The following is a 16,261-nucleotide window of genomic DNA, read 5'->3' as shown; positions in this document are numbered from 1 at the left end:
TACTAATATATTTCCCCGAACTAAATTTATTTTTTCCTGTTATTTTCTATAAAATCTTTCGCTTTCGTATTTTTAAGCATAAAAATACCGCCTCGACTTTTAATCTTAGCGGTTTAGTTTATCTATGCAGTTTTAATGCTAATATTTTTAAGTTTTTCAAGATTTATTTTGACTTTATGATTTAATTCATCATCACCGATTAAATACTTGGTTTTTTCTCTGATGTTCTCATCCGACTCATAATATGCTATTGCTTCCCGTATATTATCTAATACATTATTTTTTATCATAATCATAGATAGCTTCTTCCGTTTCGTAGAAATATGACTCGAACTTCTCAGAAAATGATTTTGCATCTATCTCACCTATTAAATATTTATTAGCCAATTCAACTAAACACTCTACCGCTTTCATTCAATCTCACCCATAAACTTATCAAGTGTCTCTCTATCCGGCAATCCATCGTTGTCACCTGGTGACATAATTATTATTGCTCCTATTGCATTGCCTCTTTTTACTGCATCACTAAGTGTAAGCCCTTCTAACAACCCACTTATTACACCTGTTGCAAATCCATCTCCAGCCCCTACCGTGTCAACTATTTTTTCAACTTTATATCCGCTTACAGTAAAGCTCTCATCTTTTGTCTTAACATATGCTCCTTTATCTCCGATCTTGATTATGACAGTTTCTACGCCTCTACCTAAATAATAATCAGCTATATCGTCTGGATTTTCCGATCCTGTCAAAATCAGGCCTTCTTTTATGCCTGGCATGACTATGTCGCATTTAGATGCGATGTCGTTTAATGTAGACACCATCTCATCTTCGCTTTGCCAAAGGCTCTTTCGTATATTGGGGTCAAATGATATCCTTATGCCGTTTTCTTTTCCAATCTGAATCATTCTATATAACGTATCCAATGTGTCATTTGAAAGGGCCGCTGTTATGCCTGTAATGTGTATATGCTTAAGCTGACTTACATCACAATCAATGTCATTCGGTGTCACGTGTGATGCCGCTGAACCCTTTCTAAAGTAAAATATATCCGGATCTCCCTTTGATGTCTTTGATTTAAGCATGAACCCTGTTGGATATTCATCGATAAACTTTATAGATGAAACATCGATATTTTCTTCTAACAATTTTTCATAAATGTATCTTCCAAAAGGGTCATTGCCAAGCTTCGTAATGTACTTTACAGTATGCCCAAGCCTACTTAAGCCTATAGCCACATTTGCTTCTGCTCCTGCCAATGCCTTTGTAAACTTGCTAACCTTATCAAGTGTACCTTCTTCATCTGCTATAAATAATGCCATGGGTTCTCCAACCAATAAAACTTCTGCCAAAATATCACCTACTTATCCAATTTACTTTACAGCATTTACAAGCCTCTTAGCTCTTTCCTCTAAAAGGTCCAGATTGTCAAAATTTATTCCCTTTGTCAGATAACCTCCTACGCCAACTGCATATGCACCATTTTCAAACCATTCATTTATATTCTCGTCATTTACGCCGCCTGTGGGCATGAATTCAAGGAATGGGAAAGGTCCTTTAAAAGACTTTATAATCTTTGAATCTACAAATTCACCTGGAAAAAGCTTTATAACTTCTGAGCCCATCTTGTAAGCTTTAAACATCTCCGTAGTCGTTGCTGCTGCCATCGAGAAAAATACGTCATTTTTCTTGCAGTATGATGCTACTTCTTCAACAATACAAGGAGTAACAACAAAATCTGCTCCATTTCCAACCGCTTCTTCTGCCTGGCTCAATTCCAATACTGTTCCAGCACCTACGATTTTATCCGGGTATTTCTTCTTAAGCTCCTTTATTAATTTCCCGGCACCTTCAACGGTATATGTTATTTCTATTATGTTTATACCGCATTCTATTACCTTTTCTGCCATCTTCATTCCCAATTCATAGTCTTTACACCTTATAACTGAAAATATCCCTTTCTTTGTCTTTTCTTTTATCTCTTTAAAACTCATAAAACTCATCCTTTCATTTTAATATATTTATTTAATGAGATCTGGTAGATCCCCTTACTACTAGCTCTGCCCTAAGGACTAGCTTCTGCGGTTTAATCTCATCACCACCATTTATCCTTGCTATTAACCTTTTAGCGGATTCTTCCCCAACTTCGTATGACGGCTGCGATATAGTAGTAATACCCGGAGGTATAAGTGATGCCCAACCCCAATCATCATATCCGCACACAGCAATATCATCAGGTATCTTTAAATTCAGTTTATTTACAACTTGTAGCACATTTAAAAGCACAACTCCATTTACTGCAAATAAAGCAGTTTTACAACCTCTGCCATTTCCCAACATTGATTTTATTTTCTCTTCAATTTTGCTTAAATCATCGTCTACTTCAAATATCAAATTGCTTTCTTTTATGTGATATTCCCTGCAAACGTCAATAAAAGCTTGTTTTCTCTCAGTGCGAGTACTTATATCGCCTATCCTTTCAGTAAAAAAGCCTATTCTATTGTAGCCGTTTTTGATTAAGTGCAATATAAGCTCTGACGTTACTTCATAATTATTTACAACAACAGTATCAAAAACTGTATCTTTAATACTTCTATCAGCAAGGACTATTGGTAAACCCTTTTTTGAAAGATCCATTAAAAACTCGTCATTACCTCCAGCAGTGTTTATTATAAGCCCGTCTATATTGTTGTCTAAAAGGGATAAGATGTACTCTCGCTCCTTTGTGGCATCATTGTCTGTGCTGGCTATTATCAGATTATATCCATTTTCTTTTAAGACTTTCTCTATACCCTTCACAAGTATAGACGAAAAATGATTGCCTATGTCAGACACAAGGACGCCTATGAAATTTGACCTATTAAGCTTTAAACTTCTGGCTAAATTATTGGGTCTATAGTTAAGCTCTTCTATGACTTTTTTGATGTTTTCCCTTGTGGCATCTGACATGTACTCATAACGGCCATTTAAGAAGCGTGAAATAGTCGTCTTTGAGACGCCTGCTTTTTTTGCCACATAATCAATCGTAATTTTAAAATTATCATTACTCATGTAATCACCAACATTTAATTTTTAGAAACCAGTTTACGAAACCGGTATATATAATATATTCTACACAATATTTAAAAATCCTTCTTTTTATTATCAATTACAATAAAAAAATGCGCACTATGGCGCATAGTAATTAGCTAAACCTTCTTTTTAGCCTTGTCAAAACATCAGACAATGTTGCCAGATCCTCATTGACTTCTTTAACCTTTCCTCTATTTTGACTTATGATATCTTTAAGCCTTGACAGAATCTTATCGTTTTCCGCCCTCAATTCTTCTATCTGTCTTAATATCTCATCATCTGACGGCAATGCGATTTCTGCTACATTTACTTCATCAGACTCAAAGTCATACGTATCGTACTTTGATGGAATAACCGTTTCAATATTAAGCTCATGCTTTATCTTCTCCGAAAGCACCTTTTGAGCGCTGTCTTCACCGTGAACAATAAATACTTTTTTAGGCTTTTTCTTAAATGACGATATCCAATCCATAAGTCCCTTTTGATCGGCATGGCCTGAAAAGCTCTCTATATTTTCAATCACAGCATTTACCGTTATCTCTTCGCCAAAAATATTTACTGTCTTTTCGCCTTCTAATATTCTCCTGCCAAGTGTTCCTTTTGCCTGATAGCCTACAAAGACTATGGTGCTGTCAGCCCTCCAAAGATTATGCTTTAAGTGATGTTTTATGCGCCCAGCTTCACACATGCCGCTGGCTGAAATGATGATGACAGGTTCTTTAAGGTCATTCAATGCCTTCGATTCTTCTGCGGAATGAGTAAAGTGCAAATTGGGAAAATCTAATGGATAATCTCCATTTTCTACGTATTTCTTAGCTTCGTCGTCAAAATAATCAAGATGTTTTCTAAAAACACTGGTGACCGATGTAGCAAGAGGACTGTCAACATAAACAGGTACCTTGCTTATGTACTCTATCTCGTCCTTATAAAGTTCTTCATCAAGCTTATGTATTTCATATAAAAGTTCCTGTGTCCTTCCAACAGCAAATGATGGAATGACTACATTACCTCCTCTTGATATGGTCTTTTTTATTATCTCCATAAGCTTTTTGGCTTTATCTCCTACGTCTTCATGTAGCCTATCACCGTATGTGGATTCACATACAAGATAATCAGCTTCATCTATAATGGTGGGATCTCTCAAAATCGGTATATTTTTATTACCTAAATCACCGGAGAATACTATCTTTGTCTCTTTATCTCCCTCTTTTACCCAAATTTCAAGTATAGATGAACCCAGCATGTGTCCTGCATCATTAAATTTTACTTTTACATCCGATGATGGCTCTATTATCTCATCATAGTTTACACCGCAGAAAAGCTGCATAGCTGCTTTACCATCATCAGCCGTATATAAAGGCATCCTCAGCGGTTTTCCTGCTCTTTTCCTTTTGCGGTTTTTCCATTCATTCTCTATTTGCTGTATATGCCCGCTGTCCTGCAGCATGTATTCGCAAAGATCTACAGTACCTTTAGTCGCATAAATCTTCTTTCTATAACCTCGTTTATATAGAAGCGGAATCCTTCCACTATGATCTATATGTGCGTGTGTCAAAAGCATAAAGTCGATTTCATCTACATCAAATGCAAATTCCTGATAGTTGAATTCATCTTCTATCTCGCTTCCTTGAAACATACCACAATCAACCAGAAATTTTGTACTTTCAGTTTCTACAAGATAGCAAGAACCCGTTACTTCCTTTGCAGCACCTAAAAATGCAATCTTCATCGTATCTCTCCTCTCGTAAAAAAGCTTCAAATTGATAAAAATATTCATCCTTTTAATAATAGTCTTAATTATATTATACAATACTTTTTGTAAATCTTTTAATAAAAAAACAGATTTAAGCTTAAAAAGCCTAAATCTGCTTTTATAGACCGGGATATGAAAAAAGTTCTGATATTACTAATGTTACAGCACCTATAGCCCGGTCAAGCATTCCCAATTTTGATATTTCAACTGCAACGTCGTTGTATCTCGATACAAGGCATTTGCTATCTATATACTCTCTTATCGTCTTTAATAGATAGTCGCCAATTCCAGACAGCGTATTGCCTATTATGACCAAGTCCGGATTAAATGTATTTACAATATTTACTATGCCTATGCTTAAATTCCTTGATATTTCTTCAATTGAGATTTTTGCCAAGCTGCTGCCCATCTCTGCAAAGCCCACAATGTCGTTAATATCTAATCTGTCTATATTGTCAACATTTAAATACTCATCTTTTTCGCCAGATTCTAACTTTTCTTTTATGAAGTTAAACAATGATTTTTCTGACGCGTAATTTTCCCAGCATCCCCTATTGCCGCAACTGCATAGATGGTCGTTTATATCAATCGTCATGTGTCCCATCTCACCTGCTAGTCCGCCTGAACCTCTGTAAAGCTCATTATTGATTATGATTCCTGTGCCAATGCCTATACCTGCGCTTATATAGACGAAATTTCTAGCATTTTTACCTGCTCCAAACCACTTCTCACCGATTGCACCTGTATTAGCTTCGTTATCTATATATACTTTCAGATTAAACTTTTCCTCGATAATCTTTTTAAGCTCTACATTTTCCCATTTTAGATTTGGAGCTTTTAGCACAATTCCTCTCTTGTAGTCTGTAATGCCAGGTACACCAATACCTATTCCCAAAATGCCTTTTACAGTCTTTGGAGAATTCGATATAGCCTCATCTATGAGGTCAATTATCTTACATATGATGTCTTCCTTATTTTCTCCAATCTTTAGATTTATGCGCTTTTGCCACAATATATTTGCAAGTATGTCTGTCAGAATAACAAGTATATAGTTTACGTCTAAATCAATACCAATGATACAACCTGCAAGGCTGTTTATCATAAGCATTATAGGTTTTCTACCGCCTTTTGACTCACCGGGCCCCTCTTCTTCTACAAAGCCATCTTTTATAAGTTCATCTACTAGAGATGATATTGTAGATTTATTTAAACCTGTTATATTCGCCAAATCAGCTCTTGATATTATGCCTTTTTTGCGAATTGTATTAAGAACGATGGATTTATTAATTTGTTTAATTAATAACTGATCGCCTGTTATCATCAAATCACCTTGCAATACTTCGTTTTCAATTACAATCTAATTTTATATTATACCATATTGAAATGTGTTGTCTCAATGATTTTGCCTTAACATAATAATCGAAAATCGCAGTGAAAAGTTTAACAATTTGACGAAAATTTTCCTCTGTTCATACTTATATCGCTTTTCAAATTAATAAATAACTATCTATACTACTGGACACTAATAGTAATTTATCTCCCATCTGTAGATGATGGGAGGTAAATTATTCCTTATTTTTTGAAGCTGCATCTACATAAACAGCTAATAGTAATATTAATCCCTTAACAACATATTGCCAAAATGGTGCGGAATTAAGTAAACTCATACCGTTGTTTATACTTGACATTACAAGTGCACCAATTATAGCGCCAATAACTGAACCAACGCCACCGCTAAGACTTGCACCGCCAATAACACAAGCAGCAATAGCATCTAACTCAGCATTTTGACCTGCAGATGTTGAACCGGCATTTAATGTTGATGTAAGGACAACACCTGATACTGCTGCAAGCAGTCCATTAATTGCAAATAAAATAAGTGTTATCTTCTTAACATTGATACCTGATAATTTTGCAGCCTCGATATTACCACCTAATGCGTAAACTCTTCTGCCAAAAACTGTCTTTGAAGCAATATAAGTAAATATAGCAGCCAAAATCGCCAAAATTAATACTGAAAAAGGAATTCCATTGTAGGAATTTAGCGTAAATACAAATAGCCCAATCAATACAGCCATAAGTATTATTTTAGCAATATCTAAATAAGAAGGCGAAACTTCTAACCCATACTTAATTTTTGATTTCCTTTGTGAATATACAGTATAGACGCCTACTAGTAATACAATTATACCAAGCAAATAGCCACTTACTGGAGTTAAATAAGCTTGACCTATAAACTGAAAATCACTGCTTAATGGCGCTATAGTATAACCATTAGTTATACCAATCAATATTCCTCTAAATACCAGCATACCTGCTAACGTTACAATAAACGATGGAACATTTTTATAAGCTACCCACCAGCCATTCCACGCTCCCAAAATCAGGCCAATTGCTAATGCAATAATTATTGAAAGGATGCCATTAAAATGAAACCAGACATTAGCAATTGCAGCTATACCACCAGTCAAACCTAAAAGTGATCCAACTGAAAGATCAATCTGACCAGCTATTATTACAAAAACCATCCCTATGGCTAAAACCGCCGTAGAAACCATTTGTCTAAAAAGATTTGACATATTTCTAGAAGTTAAAAAGTCACCTTTTGTAGCAATTGCAAAAATAATCCAAATACCTACTAATGCTATTATCATCGTATATAATTTTAAATTAAATGTAAATTTTTTATTTGTCGATACATCATTTTCTTTAAAACCTTTCGAATTCACCATTATTATTTACCTCCTATCGCACATTCCATTATCATTTCTTGAGTGACATCCTTATTGACAAATTCACCCTTCTTTTTACCCTCATGCATTACGACAATTCTATCACTTAATCCTATTACCTCTGGTAATTCTGATGAAACCATTATTATTGAAATACCGCTTTTAACCAATTCATAAATCAATTTATATATCTCATATTTTGCACCGACATCAATTCCACGAGTAGGTTCATCTAATATCAATATTTTAGGATTTCTTAATAAATTTTTAGCCAAAACTACTTTCTGTTGATTTCCACCACTTAAATTTTTTACTGCTAAGTCAAAATGTGAAACTTTTATTTTCAACATTTCGATATATTTTTTAACATCCACTATTTCCCTATTTTCATCAACAGACCCAAAATTATTTTTATAACTTTCTATATTAGATAATGTCATATTATTTCTTACGGATAATATATTTATTAACCCTTGACCTTTTCTATCTTCTGGAACCATTGCAATTCCATAATTCAAAGCTTCATCAGGATTTCTTATATTAATTTTTTTACCTTCTAAATAGATTTCACCTTCATGCTTTCCTGGATATGATCCGAAAATGCTAGAAACAAGTTCAGTTCTTCCAGCTCCAATAAGACCTGCTATTCCTAATATCTCACCTTCTTTTAAAGTAAAACTGACATTGTCTACAATTTTTTTGCTAGAGGATTTCGAATCATAAACACTGAAATTTTTTACTTCCAATATTTCTTTCCCAATTTGATGTTCTTCTTTTGGGAAAAGATTCGTAAGTTCACGCCCAACCATCATTTTTATAATTTCACTCTCTGTAAGATTTTTTGTGTCTTCTGAACCTACCGTTTTCCCATCTCTCTGAACTGTTATCCGATCTGTTATTTCCATTACCTCATTTAATTTATGTGAAATGTATATGCATGTAACTCCATTATCCTTTAACTGCCTTAATATTTTAAACAATATCTCAACATCAGCATCTGTGAGAGATGATGTTGGCTCATCCAATATCAATAAACTAACATTTTTAGATAAAGCTTTGGCAATTTCAACTAATTGTTGCTGTCCAATTCCTAAATTCTTCACTGGTACATTAGGATTAATATTCAAATTCAATTTATCAAGTAAGATTTTAGTTTCATAATACATTCTGTCAAAATCAATTATCCCATTTTTATTAGGCTCATTCCCAATAAATATATTCTCGCTGACAGACAATTCTTTAACTAATGACAACTCCTGATAAATTATACCTATACCTGCATCTTCTGCATCTTTAATACTATTCAATCTTAATTCTCTTCCATTAAATAATATTTCTCCAGTAAAAGTGCCATGTGGATATACACCACTTAAAATTTTCATAAGTGTTGACTTTCCCGCACCATTTTCGCCACACAGTCCGTGTATTTCTCCTTTTCTTACCTTCAGATTAACATTGTCTAAAGCTTTAACACCGGAAAATTCCTTTGTTATATTTTTCATTTCTAGAATGAAATCACCCATATCCATCCCTACCTTTTTTGATTAGGGGAATGAGTTTTTCACTCCCCTAAAGAATTTTTTTAATAATTATTGTTTCGGCCACTGATCTTTAGGAATATTTTTATAAACTTCATCAAGACTATGGAATCCATCTTTTATGATAGTATCTACCATATTGTTCTTATCTACGGCTACAGGTGTAAGTAATACAGATGGTACATCGATTTTTCCATTATTGACCTTTCCATTTGCATTGATGTCTTCACCTTTTGCCAAAGCTATCGCTACATCAGCACCTTTTGTTGCTTCTTCTTTTACTGGCTTATATACAGTCATTGATTGTTTGCCTTCAACTATCAACTGGCAGTTTGCTAGATCTGCATCTTGACCAGATATTGCCACTTTACCTGCCAGATTCTGTTCTTGCAATGCCCTTACAGCACCCAAAGCTGTACTGTCATTAGCATCGACTACTGCATCGATCTTGTTATTATTTGCTGTTAAAGCATTTTGCATTATGTTGTAAGCATTTTGTGTAAGCCAATCTTGTGCCCATTGTTCACCTACGATTTTTATATCGCCTTTATCAACTAATGGTTGTAAAACCTTCTTTTGACCTTGTTCAAACAATTTAGCATTATTATCTGTAGGTGAGCCTTCAAGCAAGAAATAATTTCCTTTTGGTACCAATTTCGTTATATATTCAGCTTGTAGTTCACCGACTTTTTCATTGTCAAATGACACGTATGCATCAACGTCTGCGTTCATAATTAATCTGTCGTATGCTAAAACCTTTACTCCTGCTTTATGAGCTTCTTCAACGATTGGTGCTATTGCACTTCCATCATGCGGAATTATTACTAAGACTTTTATGCCTTGTGCTATTAAATTTTGACATTGTGAATATTGTGTTTGTGAATCACTATTAGCTGACTGTACCAATACATCAGCTCCTAACTCTTTAGCCCTTTGAACAAAATAGTCTCTATCATGTTGCCATCTCTCTAGATTTAGAGTATCAAAACTAAATCCTATTTTAATTTTACCTGAATTGTCAGAAGTTTTTGTCGTTTGGCTTGTTTGATTATTTGAACTAGATTGATTCGGATTTGTTGTAGCACATCCTGAGAACGTAAACAACATTGCAAATATAAGAATTAGAGACAATAAATTTTTCTTGAAATTTTTACTCATCTTTAATTTCCCCTTCCTATTGATATTTTTGCGGAAGTCAAACACTTTTAAGTCATTTTTAAATTGTACAAAGACATTAATCTACATTATCCATCTAGCACCCCCTTATATTGGACCTATTATAAAAAGATTAAATAAAGTTTTTAGATTTAACAATTATTTATTGTAAGTATTTACTAAATATAGAATTTTATTATTAGCTAAAATTACTTTTATTTATTAATTTTTTAAATAAACATAATAAAGGTAAGTACAAGGAACAGATAATTTAAGCTATTATTTTTTCTAACCAATATTAATTTGCTTTACTAGTAATGACTCAAAGCTAAATCTATCTAGCCATTATTAATGTCCCTTGTACTATGATGAATTTTTTCACTATCAAATTTCTTTTTTATTAATTTAACTTCGCTATCTCTTCAAATGTACCTTTTAATTTTGAATACAAGCTTACGTAAATCGGATAAAGCTTGTTGTATTTTTCAACATTTTCTTGTATCGGGTATACGCTGTCCGTTACTTTTATAAGTTTGCTACAAGCTTCATCCACATCTTCAAAAAGTCCATAACCTACTGATGCCATTATAGCGGCACCGTATGAGGGCCCTTCTGTAGCATTTATCATGTCTATCCTTACATTGAATATATCTGCAAGGATCTGCCTCCAAAGCTTGCTCTTTGCACCACCACCGCTTACTCTGACTTCATTAACAGGTATATTAAGATCTTTAATGAGCTCAAGAGAGTCTCTCAACCCAAATGCGACACCTTCCAATATGGACCTTGTCATGTGGCCTCTATTGTGTGTAATGCTTAATCCTACAAAGCTTCCTTTTGCATAAGGGTCGCTGTATGGTGTTCTTTCTCCCATTAGATAAGGCAAAAATACAAGTCCATCGCTTCCAGGATGCGCTTTTTCTGCTTCTTCAAGGAGTCCATCAAATGTCATAGCCTCACTGCTGTAATTATTTACATTGTCGACCCACCATTTAAGGCAAGATGCTGCTGACAGCATCACACCCATCACATGCCATTTGCCATTTGCGTGGCAAAATGAATGAAGTCTCAATTCTTCGTCTGCTGCATACTTGTCCTGTGATGCAAATACAACACCAGATGTGCCTAAAGCAACTGACACTATGCCGCTTTTCACCGTTCCAGTGCCAACAGCACCGCTAGCCTGATCGCCGCCTCCACCTACGACAATTGTACCTTCTTCAAGTCCTGTCAAATCTGACGCTTCTTTTGTCACATGACCCGTGACATCTGTTGACTCATAGCACTTAGGAAGGGCTTTTTCCGGTATTTCAAATATGTCTATCATTTCCTTTGACCATCTTCTGTTGCTTACATCGAAAAGAAGTGTTCCTGATGCATCAGAAACCTCTGTAGCGTACTCACCTGTTAATTTAAACCTTATATAGTCTTTTGGCAAAAGGATGTGAGCAATTTTTGCATATACATCCGGAAGGTGTTTTCTTACCCATAATATCTTTGGAGCAGTAAAGCCTGTCAATGCCTTATTACCTGTATACTTCAAAAGACCTTCTTTACCTATTTTTTCTGTGATGTAGTCACATTCTTCCTGTGTCCTCTGATCGCACCAAAGTATAGCAGGTGTGATGACATTATTGTCTCTATCGAGAAGCACAAGGCCATGCATCTGGCCGCTTAAACCGACGCCTTTTATGTCATCGCCATTTACACCGCTTTTTGCAATAATCTCTTTTATACCATCTTTCGTTGCATTCCACCAGTCCTCTGGATTTTGCTCTGCCCATCCAGGCTCTGGATAATACACAGGATATTCTTTTGAAACGCTAGATACAACGCTTCCGCTATCACTCATCAGTATTATCTTAACTGATGACGTACCTAAATCTATCCCTAAAAAATACATATATTTACCTCCATGAAATGTTATAGAGGGGGAATAATGAAACATTTATCCCCCCTCATGTTTCATTATTCTGCAAACAAATACTGATTGAGTATTGATTCAAGCATTTCTTGCCTACCTGATTTATTAACAATCTCGCTATGCTCTAATGCGTATTTCTCCAAGCTCTTGAAGTCAGCTTTACCGCTTACAATCTCAGCGCCAATGCCTTCTTTGTAGCTTGCATATCTCTCTTCAATGAACTTGTCAAATACTCCATCTTTTACAAGCTTATAAGCTACTTTGAATCCTTTTGCAAAAGCATCCATTCCTGCTATATGTCCTAAGAAAAGATCTTCTGGTTCAAATGAAGCTCTTCTTACTTTTGCATCGAAATTCAATCCACCTTTGTCAAATCCCCCCATCTTTATGACTTCATACATTGCAAGTGTTGTCATGCGTATATCTGTCGGGAACTGATCTGTATCCCATCCTAAAAGCATGTCACCTGTATTTGCATCTATTGATCCTAATGCTCCATTTATCCTTGCATATCTGAGCTCATGCTGGAAGTCATGTGCTGCTAATGTTGCATGATTAGCTTCGATATTTACTTTGAAATATTTATCAAGGTCGTATTTTCTCAAGAATGCTAATACATTTGCTACATCAAAGTCGTATTGGTGTTTCGTAGGCTCCTTCGGCTTTGGTTCAATCAAGAATTGTCCTTCAAATCCGATTTCCTTTGCGTAGTCAACAGCCATGTGCAAAAATCTTGCAAAATTGTCCAGCTCTAACTCCATATCTGTATTAAGGAGCGTCTCGTATCCTTCTCTTCCGCCCCAAAATACGTAGTTTTGTCCTCCAAGCTCTTTTGTAATTTCAAGTGCTTTCTTAACCTGTGCTGCAGAGTATGCAAAAACATCTGCATTGCAGGATGTTGATGCACCATGGACAAATCTCGGATTTGAGAATAGGTTTGCAGTGCCCCACAAAACTTTAGTCTTGCTAGTCTTCAAGTAATCCTTTATCATAGCAACAATAACATCCAAGTTTTTGTTTGTCTCTCTTAATGTATCACCTTCTGGTGCTATATCTCTGTCATGGAAGCAGAAGAAAGGCGCATTAATTTTGTCAAAAAATTCAAATGCCGCTTCTACTCTTGCCTTTGCTATATCCATAGGATCTGTAAGGTGATTCCACGGCCTTTGCATTGTTGCTTTTCCGAATTGGTCTGTCCCATCTGCTGTAAACGTGTGCCAGTAAGCTATAGAAAAGCGAAGATGTTCCTCCATCGTCTTTCCATCGATTACTTCCTCTGGATTGTAAAATTTAAATGCATAAGGATTATTTGATTTAGGTCCTTCATATTTAATTTTTGATACTTTTTCAAAATATTTGCTCATCTTATGTCCTCCTTTTTATTGTTTGTCTATCCAACAAACTTATATATTATATATTCTACACAAAATCAAAAAATCCTTCTTTAAAATAAAAAAATTTTTAAAAAAATAACCGCCCTGGTATAAGCTGACCCAAAGCGGCTTAAACTTTAAAAATGATTCTTATGGCAATCAATTTATTTCATAATTATTATTATATGCTTAATCTTGATTTAAAAACTTAATTAATTCATCAGTAAATACATCAGGCCTATCAAAGTAACAAGTATGACCTAGATCGTCAAATGTATACAGTTTTGCATTTTGTATATTTTGTTTTAGCATTGTCGCAAATTCATACGGTGCTATGTCATCTTTTTTACCCCAAATAATTAATGTATTAACCTTTATCTCTTTAAGTCTATCGACGTATTTATCGATGTTTATACTATCTACAATGATAAGGGATCTAATCATTTCCTGATACTTTAATGCAAATCTTATTAATATTTCTCCACTGAAGGATGGAGCAACAATATTAACTTTATTAATATTTAATATACTAACAAATTTCATTATGAAATCCTCGTACGATATATCTAGGATTTCCGATTTGCCATAACCAGGCAATTCCACAGCGATTACTCTATATCCTTCTTCTGCAATATTATCAACTATTCCAGATTTCACCCAATCATCTATAGTGAATCTTTTGCCATGAAGCAGAAGGACATCACCTTTATCACCATGTCCGCTGATTAAATAGTGAACCATCGCTCCATCGATATTGACATATTTATCATCTGCTGTCATAATCGTCACCTTCTTTTTTAAATTATCAATGACATTTCTGCCCCACCCCTTATTGCCTCTACTGCTGTTGCTATTTCCTTGCAATCGCCTATAAAAAAGTATTTGTCACTGCCACAATTTTTAAATGTTCCATCAGGAACATTACCTATTGCGACAACTACATCGTCTACAGCAATTTCATTTCCACCATTGTATAAAACTTTGCCATCCTTTATCTTACCAATTTTTACATTTGTAATAATTTCTACGTTAAGCTTCTTTAGCCTCTCCATCAAAAGTTTTTTATTCATGGCATAAATGTCTTTCCCTACTTCATCAAGTTCCTCTAAAACTACAACTTTTTTCCCCATATCTGCAAGGTATTCTGCTGTCTCAAGACCTGTCAAACCGCCACCTATTACAGCAATGCTTTGTCCTTGTGGTATTTTTCCATCTAAAACATCTATAGCTTTAAGCGGCGCTATATCCATTTCAATTTCTAATTTTTTCGGCATAGAACCTGTTGCAAATATTACCTTGTCATAATTCATATTTTTTAGTTCATCACATGTCACTTCATGATTTAGATTGACTTTTACACCATATTTTTTTAAATCAGTTTCAAGATAATGTATTACTTCACCTATTTCAAACTTGTGTGGCGGAACTTTTGCAACTTTTAGCTGTCCTCCAAGTGAATCTGACTTCTCAAATAGCTCCACATTGTGTCCTTTTCTTGCCAAGTATATAGCAGCAGACATGCCAGCAGGACCACCGCCTACTACAGCTACATTAAGCTTATCTTCTGCAATTACATCAAATTCTTTTTCCCTGCCTACAGTAGGGTTCATCATGCATGATACAGGAAGTCCTTTTTGTATATACGCAATACATGCTTGGTTGCAATGGATGCAGTATTTTATCTCATCAGCCTTTCCCTCTATATACTTACCAACACAGTCAGGATCTCCTATGAGTCCTCTTGCAATACCTATGAAATCAGCATAACCTTGTCTTACTATGCTCTCCCAGTCAGCTGCAACACCAAGTTTGTCAGCCGCTATCACAGGAATAGAAACACTATCTTTGATTTTCTTTACATGAGCTATAAGAGGCCTATCATCAATTCCCATTGGTGATATATGATACTCTGACGTAGAACCTACACCAGATGAAACATTTATTGCGTCTGCACCGTGTTCTTCCAAAAGACGAGAAAGTTTTATGCTTTCATTGATATCAAATCCGCCATCTGTATAGTCGCTTCCATTAATACGACATATCACAGCCATGTCCGGCACTTCACTTTTTACATTCTTTAATATCTCTAGTGCAAATCTTGCTCTTCCATCGAAATCTCCACCGTATTCATCGTCTCGCGTATTCACGTTTGGAGATAAAAATTGATTTACAAACCATCCATGTGCAAAGTGCAATTCTATTGCATCAAATCCTGCTTTTTTTGCTCTTTTAGCAGCATCTACAAAATCTTTTGCAAACCCCTTTATGTCTTCTACAGTAAAATCTGACGGCTTATACTTAGGGTTGTGCATAGCAAGTTGAACTGCAACCTTTGCACCATTTTTTTTGATGACATTCACTAATTTTTCAAGTCCTTCAATCTTATCATCGTCATCTATGCCCAATTGATTTTTAAAAAACTTGCCAAAGCTGTTTACGTAACTTGCTTCAACTATAACTAAAGCAACATCTTTTGACCTTCTGTCATAATAGACTATCTCTTTTTCGCTGACAAAACCATTGTTTGATAAATTTGTGACAGTTGGCAACATTACAAATCTGTTTTTTAATCTCATATTTCCTATTTTACCTTCATTTAAAAGCATAACAATGCACTTCCTTTTAATTTTAGTGAAAATTGTCGTTGCTATTTTCTACACTCTATTGTAATGCTTGTTTTTATATAAGTAAAATAATATAATATTATAAAATATATA

14 protein-coding genes are annotated in these 16,261 nt (G+C 34.9%); all 14 read right to left on the bottom strand.

Annotated features, from left to right (window positions below; translation table 11 throughout):
* Positions 1-122: 122 nt before the first annotated feature.
* The 14 genes from Q2T46_RS09970 to Q2T46_RS09905 all read right to left on the bottom strand — a co-directional run bounded on the left by Q2T46_RS09970 (position 123) and on the right by Q2T46_RS09905 (position 16,150).
* Entirely contained in the window at positions 123-296 is a 174-nt protein-coding gene (locus tag Q2T46_RS09970) for a hypothetical protein (RefSeq protein ID WP_303265606.1), read from the bottom strand.
* Positions 277-414, bottom strand: a complete 138-nt coding sequence (locus tag Q2T46_RS09965; protein ID WP_303265607.1) for a hypothetical protein — start codon at positions 412-414, stop codon at positions 277-279. Before Q2T46_RS09965 ends, Q2T46_RS09970 begins: the two co-directional genes overlap by 20 nt.
* Positions 411-1,349 carry a sugar kinase gene (locus Q2T46_RS09960; protein ID WP_303265608.1) on the bottom strand — a complete coding sequence of 313 codons (939 nt, stop codon included), beginning with the start codon at positions 1,347-1,349 and terminating at the stop codon, positions 411-413. The genes Q2T46_RS09965 and Q2T46_RS09960 overlap by 4 nt, the downstream gene beginning before the upstream one ends.
* A 21-nt stretch (positions 1,350-1,370) precedes the next feature.
* Positions 1,371-1,991 carry a bifunctional 4-hydroxy-2-oxoglutarate aldolase/2-dehydro-3-deoxy-phosphogluconate aldolase gene (locus Q2T46_RS09955; protein WP_303265609.1) on the bottom strand — a complete coding sequence of 207 codons (621 nt, stop codon included), beginning with the start codon at positions 1,989-1,991 and terminating at the stop codon, positions 1,371-1,373.
* Positions 1,992-2,022: 31 nt separating this feature from the next.
* A complete protein-coding gene (locus Q2T46_RS09950; protein ID WP_303265610.1) occupies positions 2,023-3,048 on the bottom strand; it encodes a LacI family DNA-binding transcriptional regulator in 1,026 nt (341 codons plus the stop codon).
* Positions 3,049-3,181: 133 nt separating this feature from the next.
* Entirely contained in the window at positions 3,182-4,798 is a 1,617-nt protein-coding gene (locus Q2T46_RS09945; RefSeq protein ID WP_303265611.1) for an MBL fold metallo-hydrolase RNA specificity domain-containing protein, read from the bottom strand.
* A 142-nt stretch (positions 4,799-4,940) separates the two neighbouring features.
* Positions 4,941-6,143 (bottom strand): ROK family transcriptional regulator, encoded by a 1,203-nt coding sequence (locus tag Q2T46_RS09940; protein WP_303265612.1) that lies wholly within the window; start codon positions 6,141-6,143, stop codon positions 4,941-4,943.
* Between the two features lie 244 nt (positions 6,144-6,387).
* Positions 6,388-7,554: a sugar ABC transporter permease gene (locus Q2T46_RS09935; protein ID WP_303265613.1), complete on the bottom strand. Its 1,167-nt coding sequence runs from the start codon at positions 7,552-7,554 to the stop codon at positions 6,388-6,390.
* 2 nt (positions 7,555-7,556) lie between these two features.
* Positions 7,557-9,077 (bottom strand): xylose ABC transporter ATP-binding protein, encoded by a 1,521-nt coding sequence (locus Q2T46_RS09930; RefSeq protein ID WP_303265614.1) that lies wholly within the window; start codon positions 9,075-9,077, stop codon positions 7,557-7,559.
* A 66-nt stretch (positions 9,078-9,143) separates the two neighbouring features.
* The gene (gene xylF / locus Q2T46_RS09925; protein ID WP_303265615.1) at positions 9,144-10,250 is read right to left on the bottom strand and encodes a D-xylose ABC transporter substrate-binding protein; all 1,107 of its coding nucleotides are present in this window, start codon (positions 10,248-10,250) and stop codon (positions 9,144-9,146) included.
* Positions 10,251-10,647: 397 nt separating this feature from the next.
* The gene (gene xylB / locus Q2T46_RS09920) at positions 10,648-12,150 is read right to left on the bottom strand and encodes a xylulokinase (protein WP_303265616.1); all 1,503 of its coding nucleotides are present in this window, start codon (positions 12,148-12,150) and stop codon (positions 10,648-10,650) included.
* Positions 12,151-12,215: 65 nt separating this feature from the next.
* Entirely contained in the window at positions 12,216-13,535 is a 1,320-nt protein-coding gene (gene xylA, locus Q2T46_RS09915) for a xylose isomerase (RefSeq protein WP_303265617.1), read from the bottom strand.
* A gap of 198 nt (positions 13,536-13,733) precedes the next feature.
* The gene (locus Q2T46_RS09910; RefSeq protein WP_303265618.1) at positions 13,734-14,324 is read right to left on the bottom strand and encodes an alpha/beta fold hydrolase; all 591 of its coding nucleotides are present in this window, start codon (positions 14,322-14,324) and stop codon (positions 13,734-13,736) included.
* Positions 14,325-14,341: 17 nt separating this feature from the next.
* Entirely contained in the window at positions 14,342-16,150 is a 1,809-nt protein-coding gene (locus tag Q2T46_RS09905) for an NAD(P)/FAD-dependent oxidoreductase (RefSeq protein ID WP_303265619.1), read from the bottom strand.
* Between the last annotated feature and the right edge of the window lie 111 nt (positions 16,151-16,261).

This window comes from Thermoanaerobacterium sp. CMT5567-10, from assembly GCF_030534315.2.
Taxonomy (GTDB): Bacteria; Bacillota; Thermoanaerobacteria; order Thermoanaerobacterales; family Thermoanaerobacteraceae; genus Thermoanaerobacterium.
This window is presented reverse-complemented; position numbering and strand designations above follow the sequence as displayed.

Coding starts and splice junctions, on each gene's coding strand:
- xylF (WP_303265615.1), bottom strand. CDS start 10,250: ATGAGTAAAAATTTCAAGAAAAATTTATTGTCTCTAATTCTTATATTT.
- Q2T46_RS09940 (WP_303265612.1), bottom strand. CDS start 6,143: ATGATAACAGGCGATCAGTTATTAATTAAACAAATTAATAAATCCATC.
- Q2T46_RS09910 (WP_303265618.1), bottom strand. CDS start 14,324: ATGACAGCAGATGATAAATATGTCAATATCGATGGAGCGATGGTTCAC.
- Q2T46_RS09955 (WP_303265609.1), bottom strand. CDS start 1,991: ATGAGTTTTAAAGAGATAAAAGAAAAGACAAAGAAAGGGATATTTTCA.
- Q2T46_RS09945 (WP_303265611.1), bottom strand. CDS start 4,798: ATGAAGATTGCATTTTTAGGTGCTGCAAAGGAAGTAACGGGTTCTTGC.
- Q2T46_RS09950 (WP_303265610.1), bottom strand. CDS start 3,048: ATGAGTAATGATAATTTTAAAATTACGATTGATTATGTGGCAAAAAAA.
- xylB (WP_303265616.1), bottom strand. CDS start 12,150: ATGTATTTTTTAGGGATAGATTTAGGTACGTCATCAGTTAAGATAATA.
- Q2T46_RS09965 (WP_303265607.1), bottom strand. CDS start 414: ATGAAAGCGGTAGAGTGTTTAGTTGAATTGGCTAATAAATATTTAATA.
- Q2T46_RS09970 (WP_303265606.1), bottom strand. CDS start 296: ATGATTATGATAAAAAATAATGTATTAGATAATATACGGGAAGCAATA.
- Q2T46_RS09930 (WP_303265614.1), bottom strand. CDS start 9,077: ATGGGTGATTTCATTCTAGAAATGAAAAATATAACAAAGGAATTTTCC.
- Q2T46_RS09935 (WP_303265613.1), bottom strand. CDS start 7,554: ATGGTGAATTCGAAAGGTTTTAAAGAAAATGATGTATCGACAAATAAA.
- xylA (WP_303265617.1), bottom strand. CDS start 13,535: ATGAGCAAATATTTTGAAAAAGTATCAAAAATTAAATATGAAGGACCT.
- Q2T46_RS09905 (WP_303265619.1), bottom strand. CDS start 16,150: ATGCTTTTAAATGAAGGTAAAATAGGAAATATGAGATTAAAAAACAGA.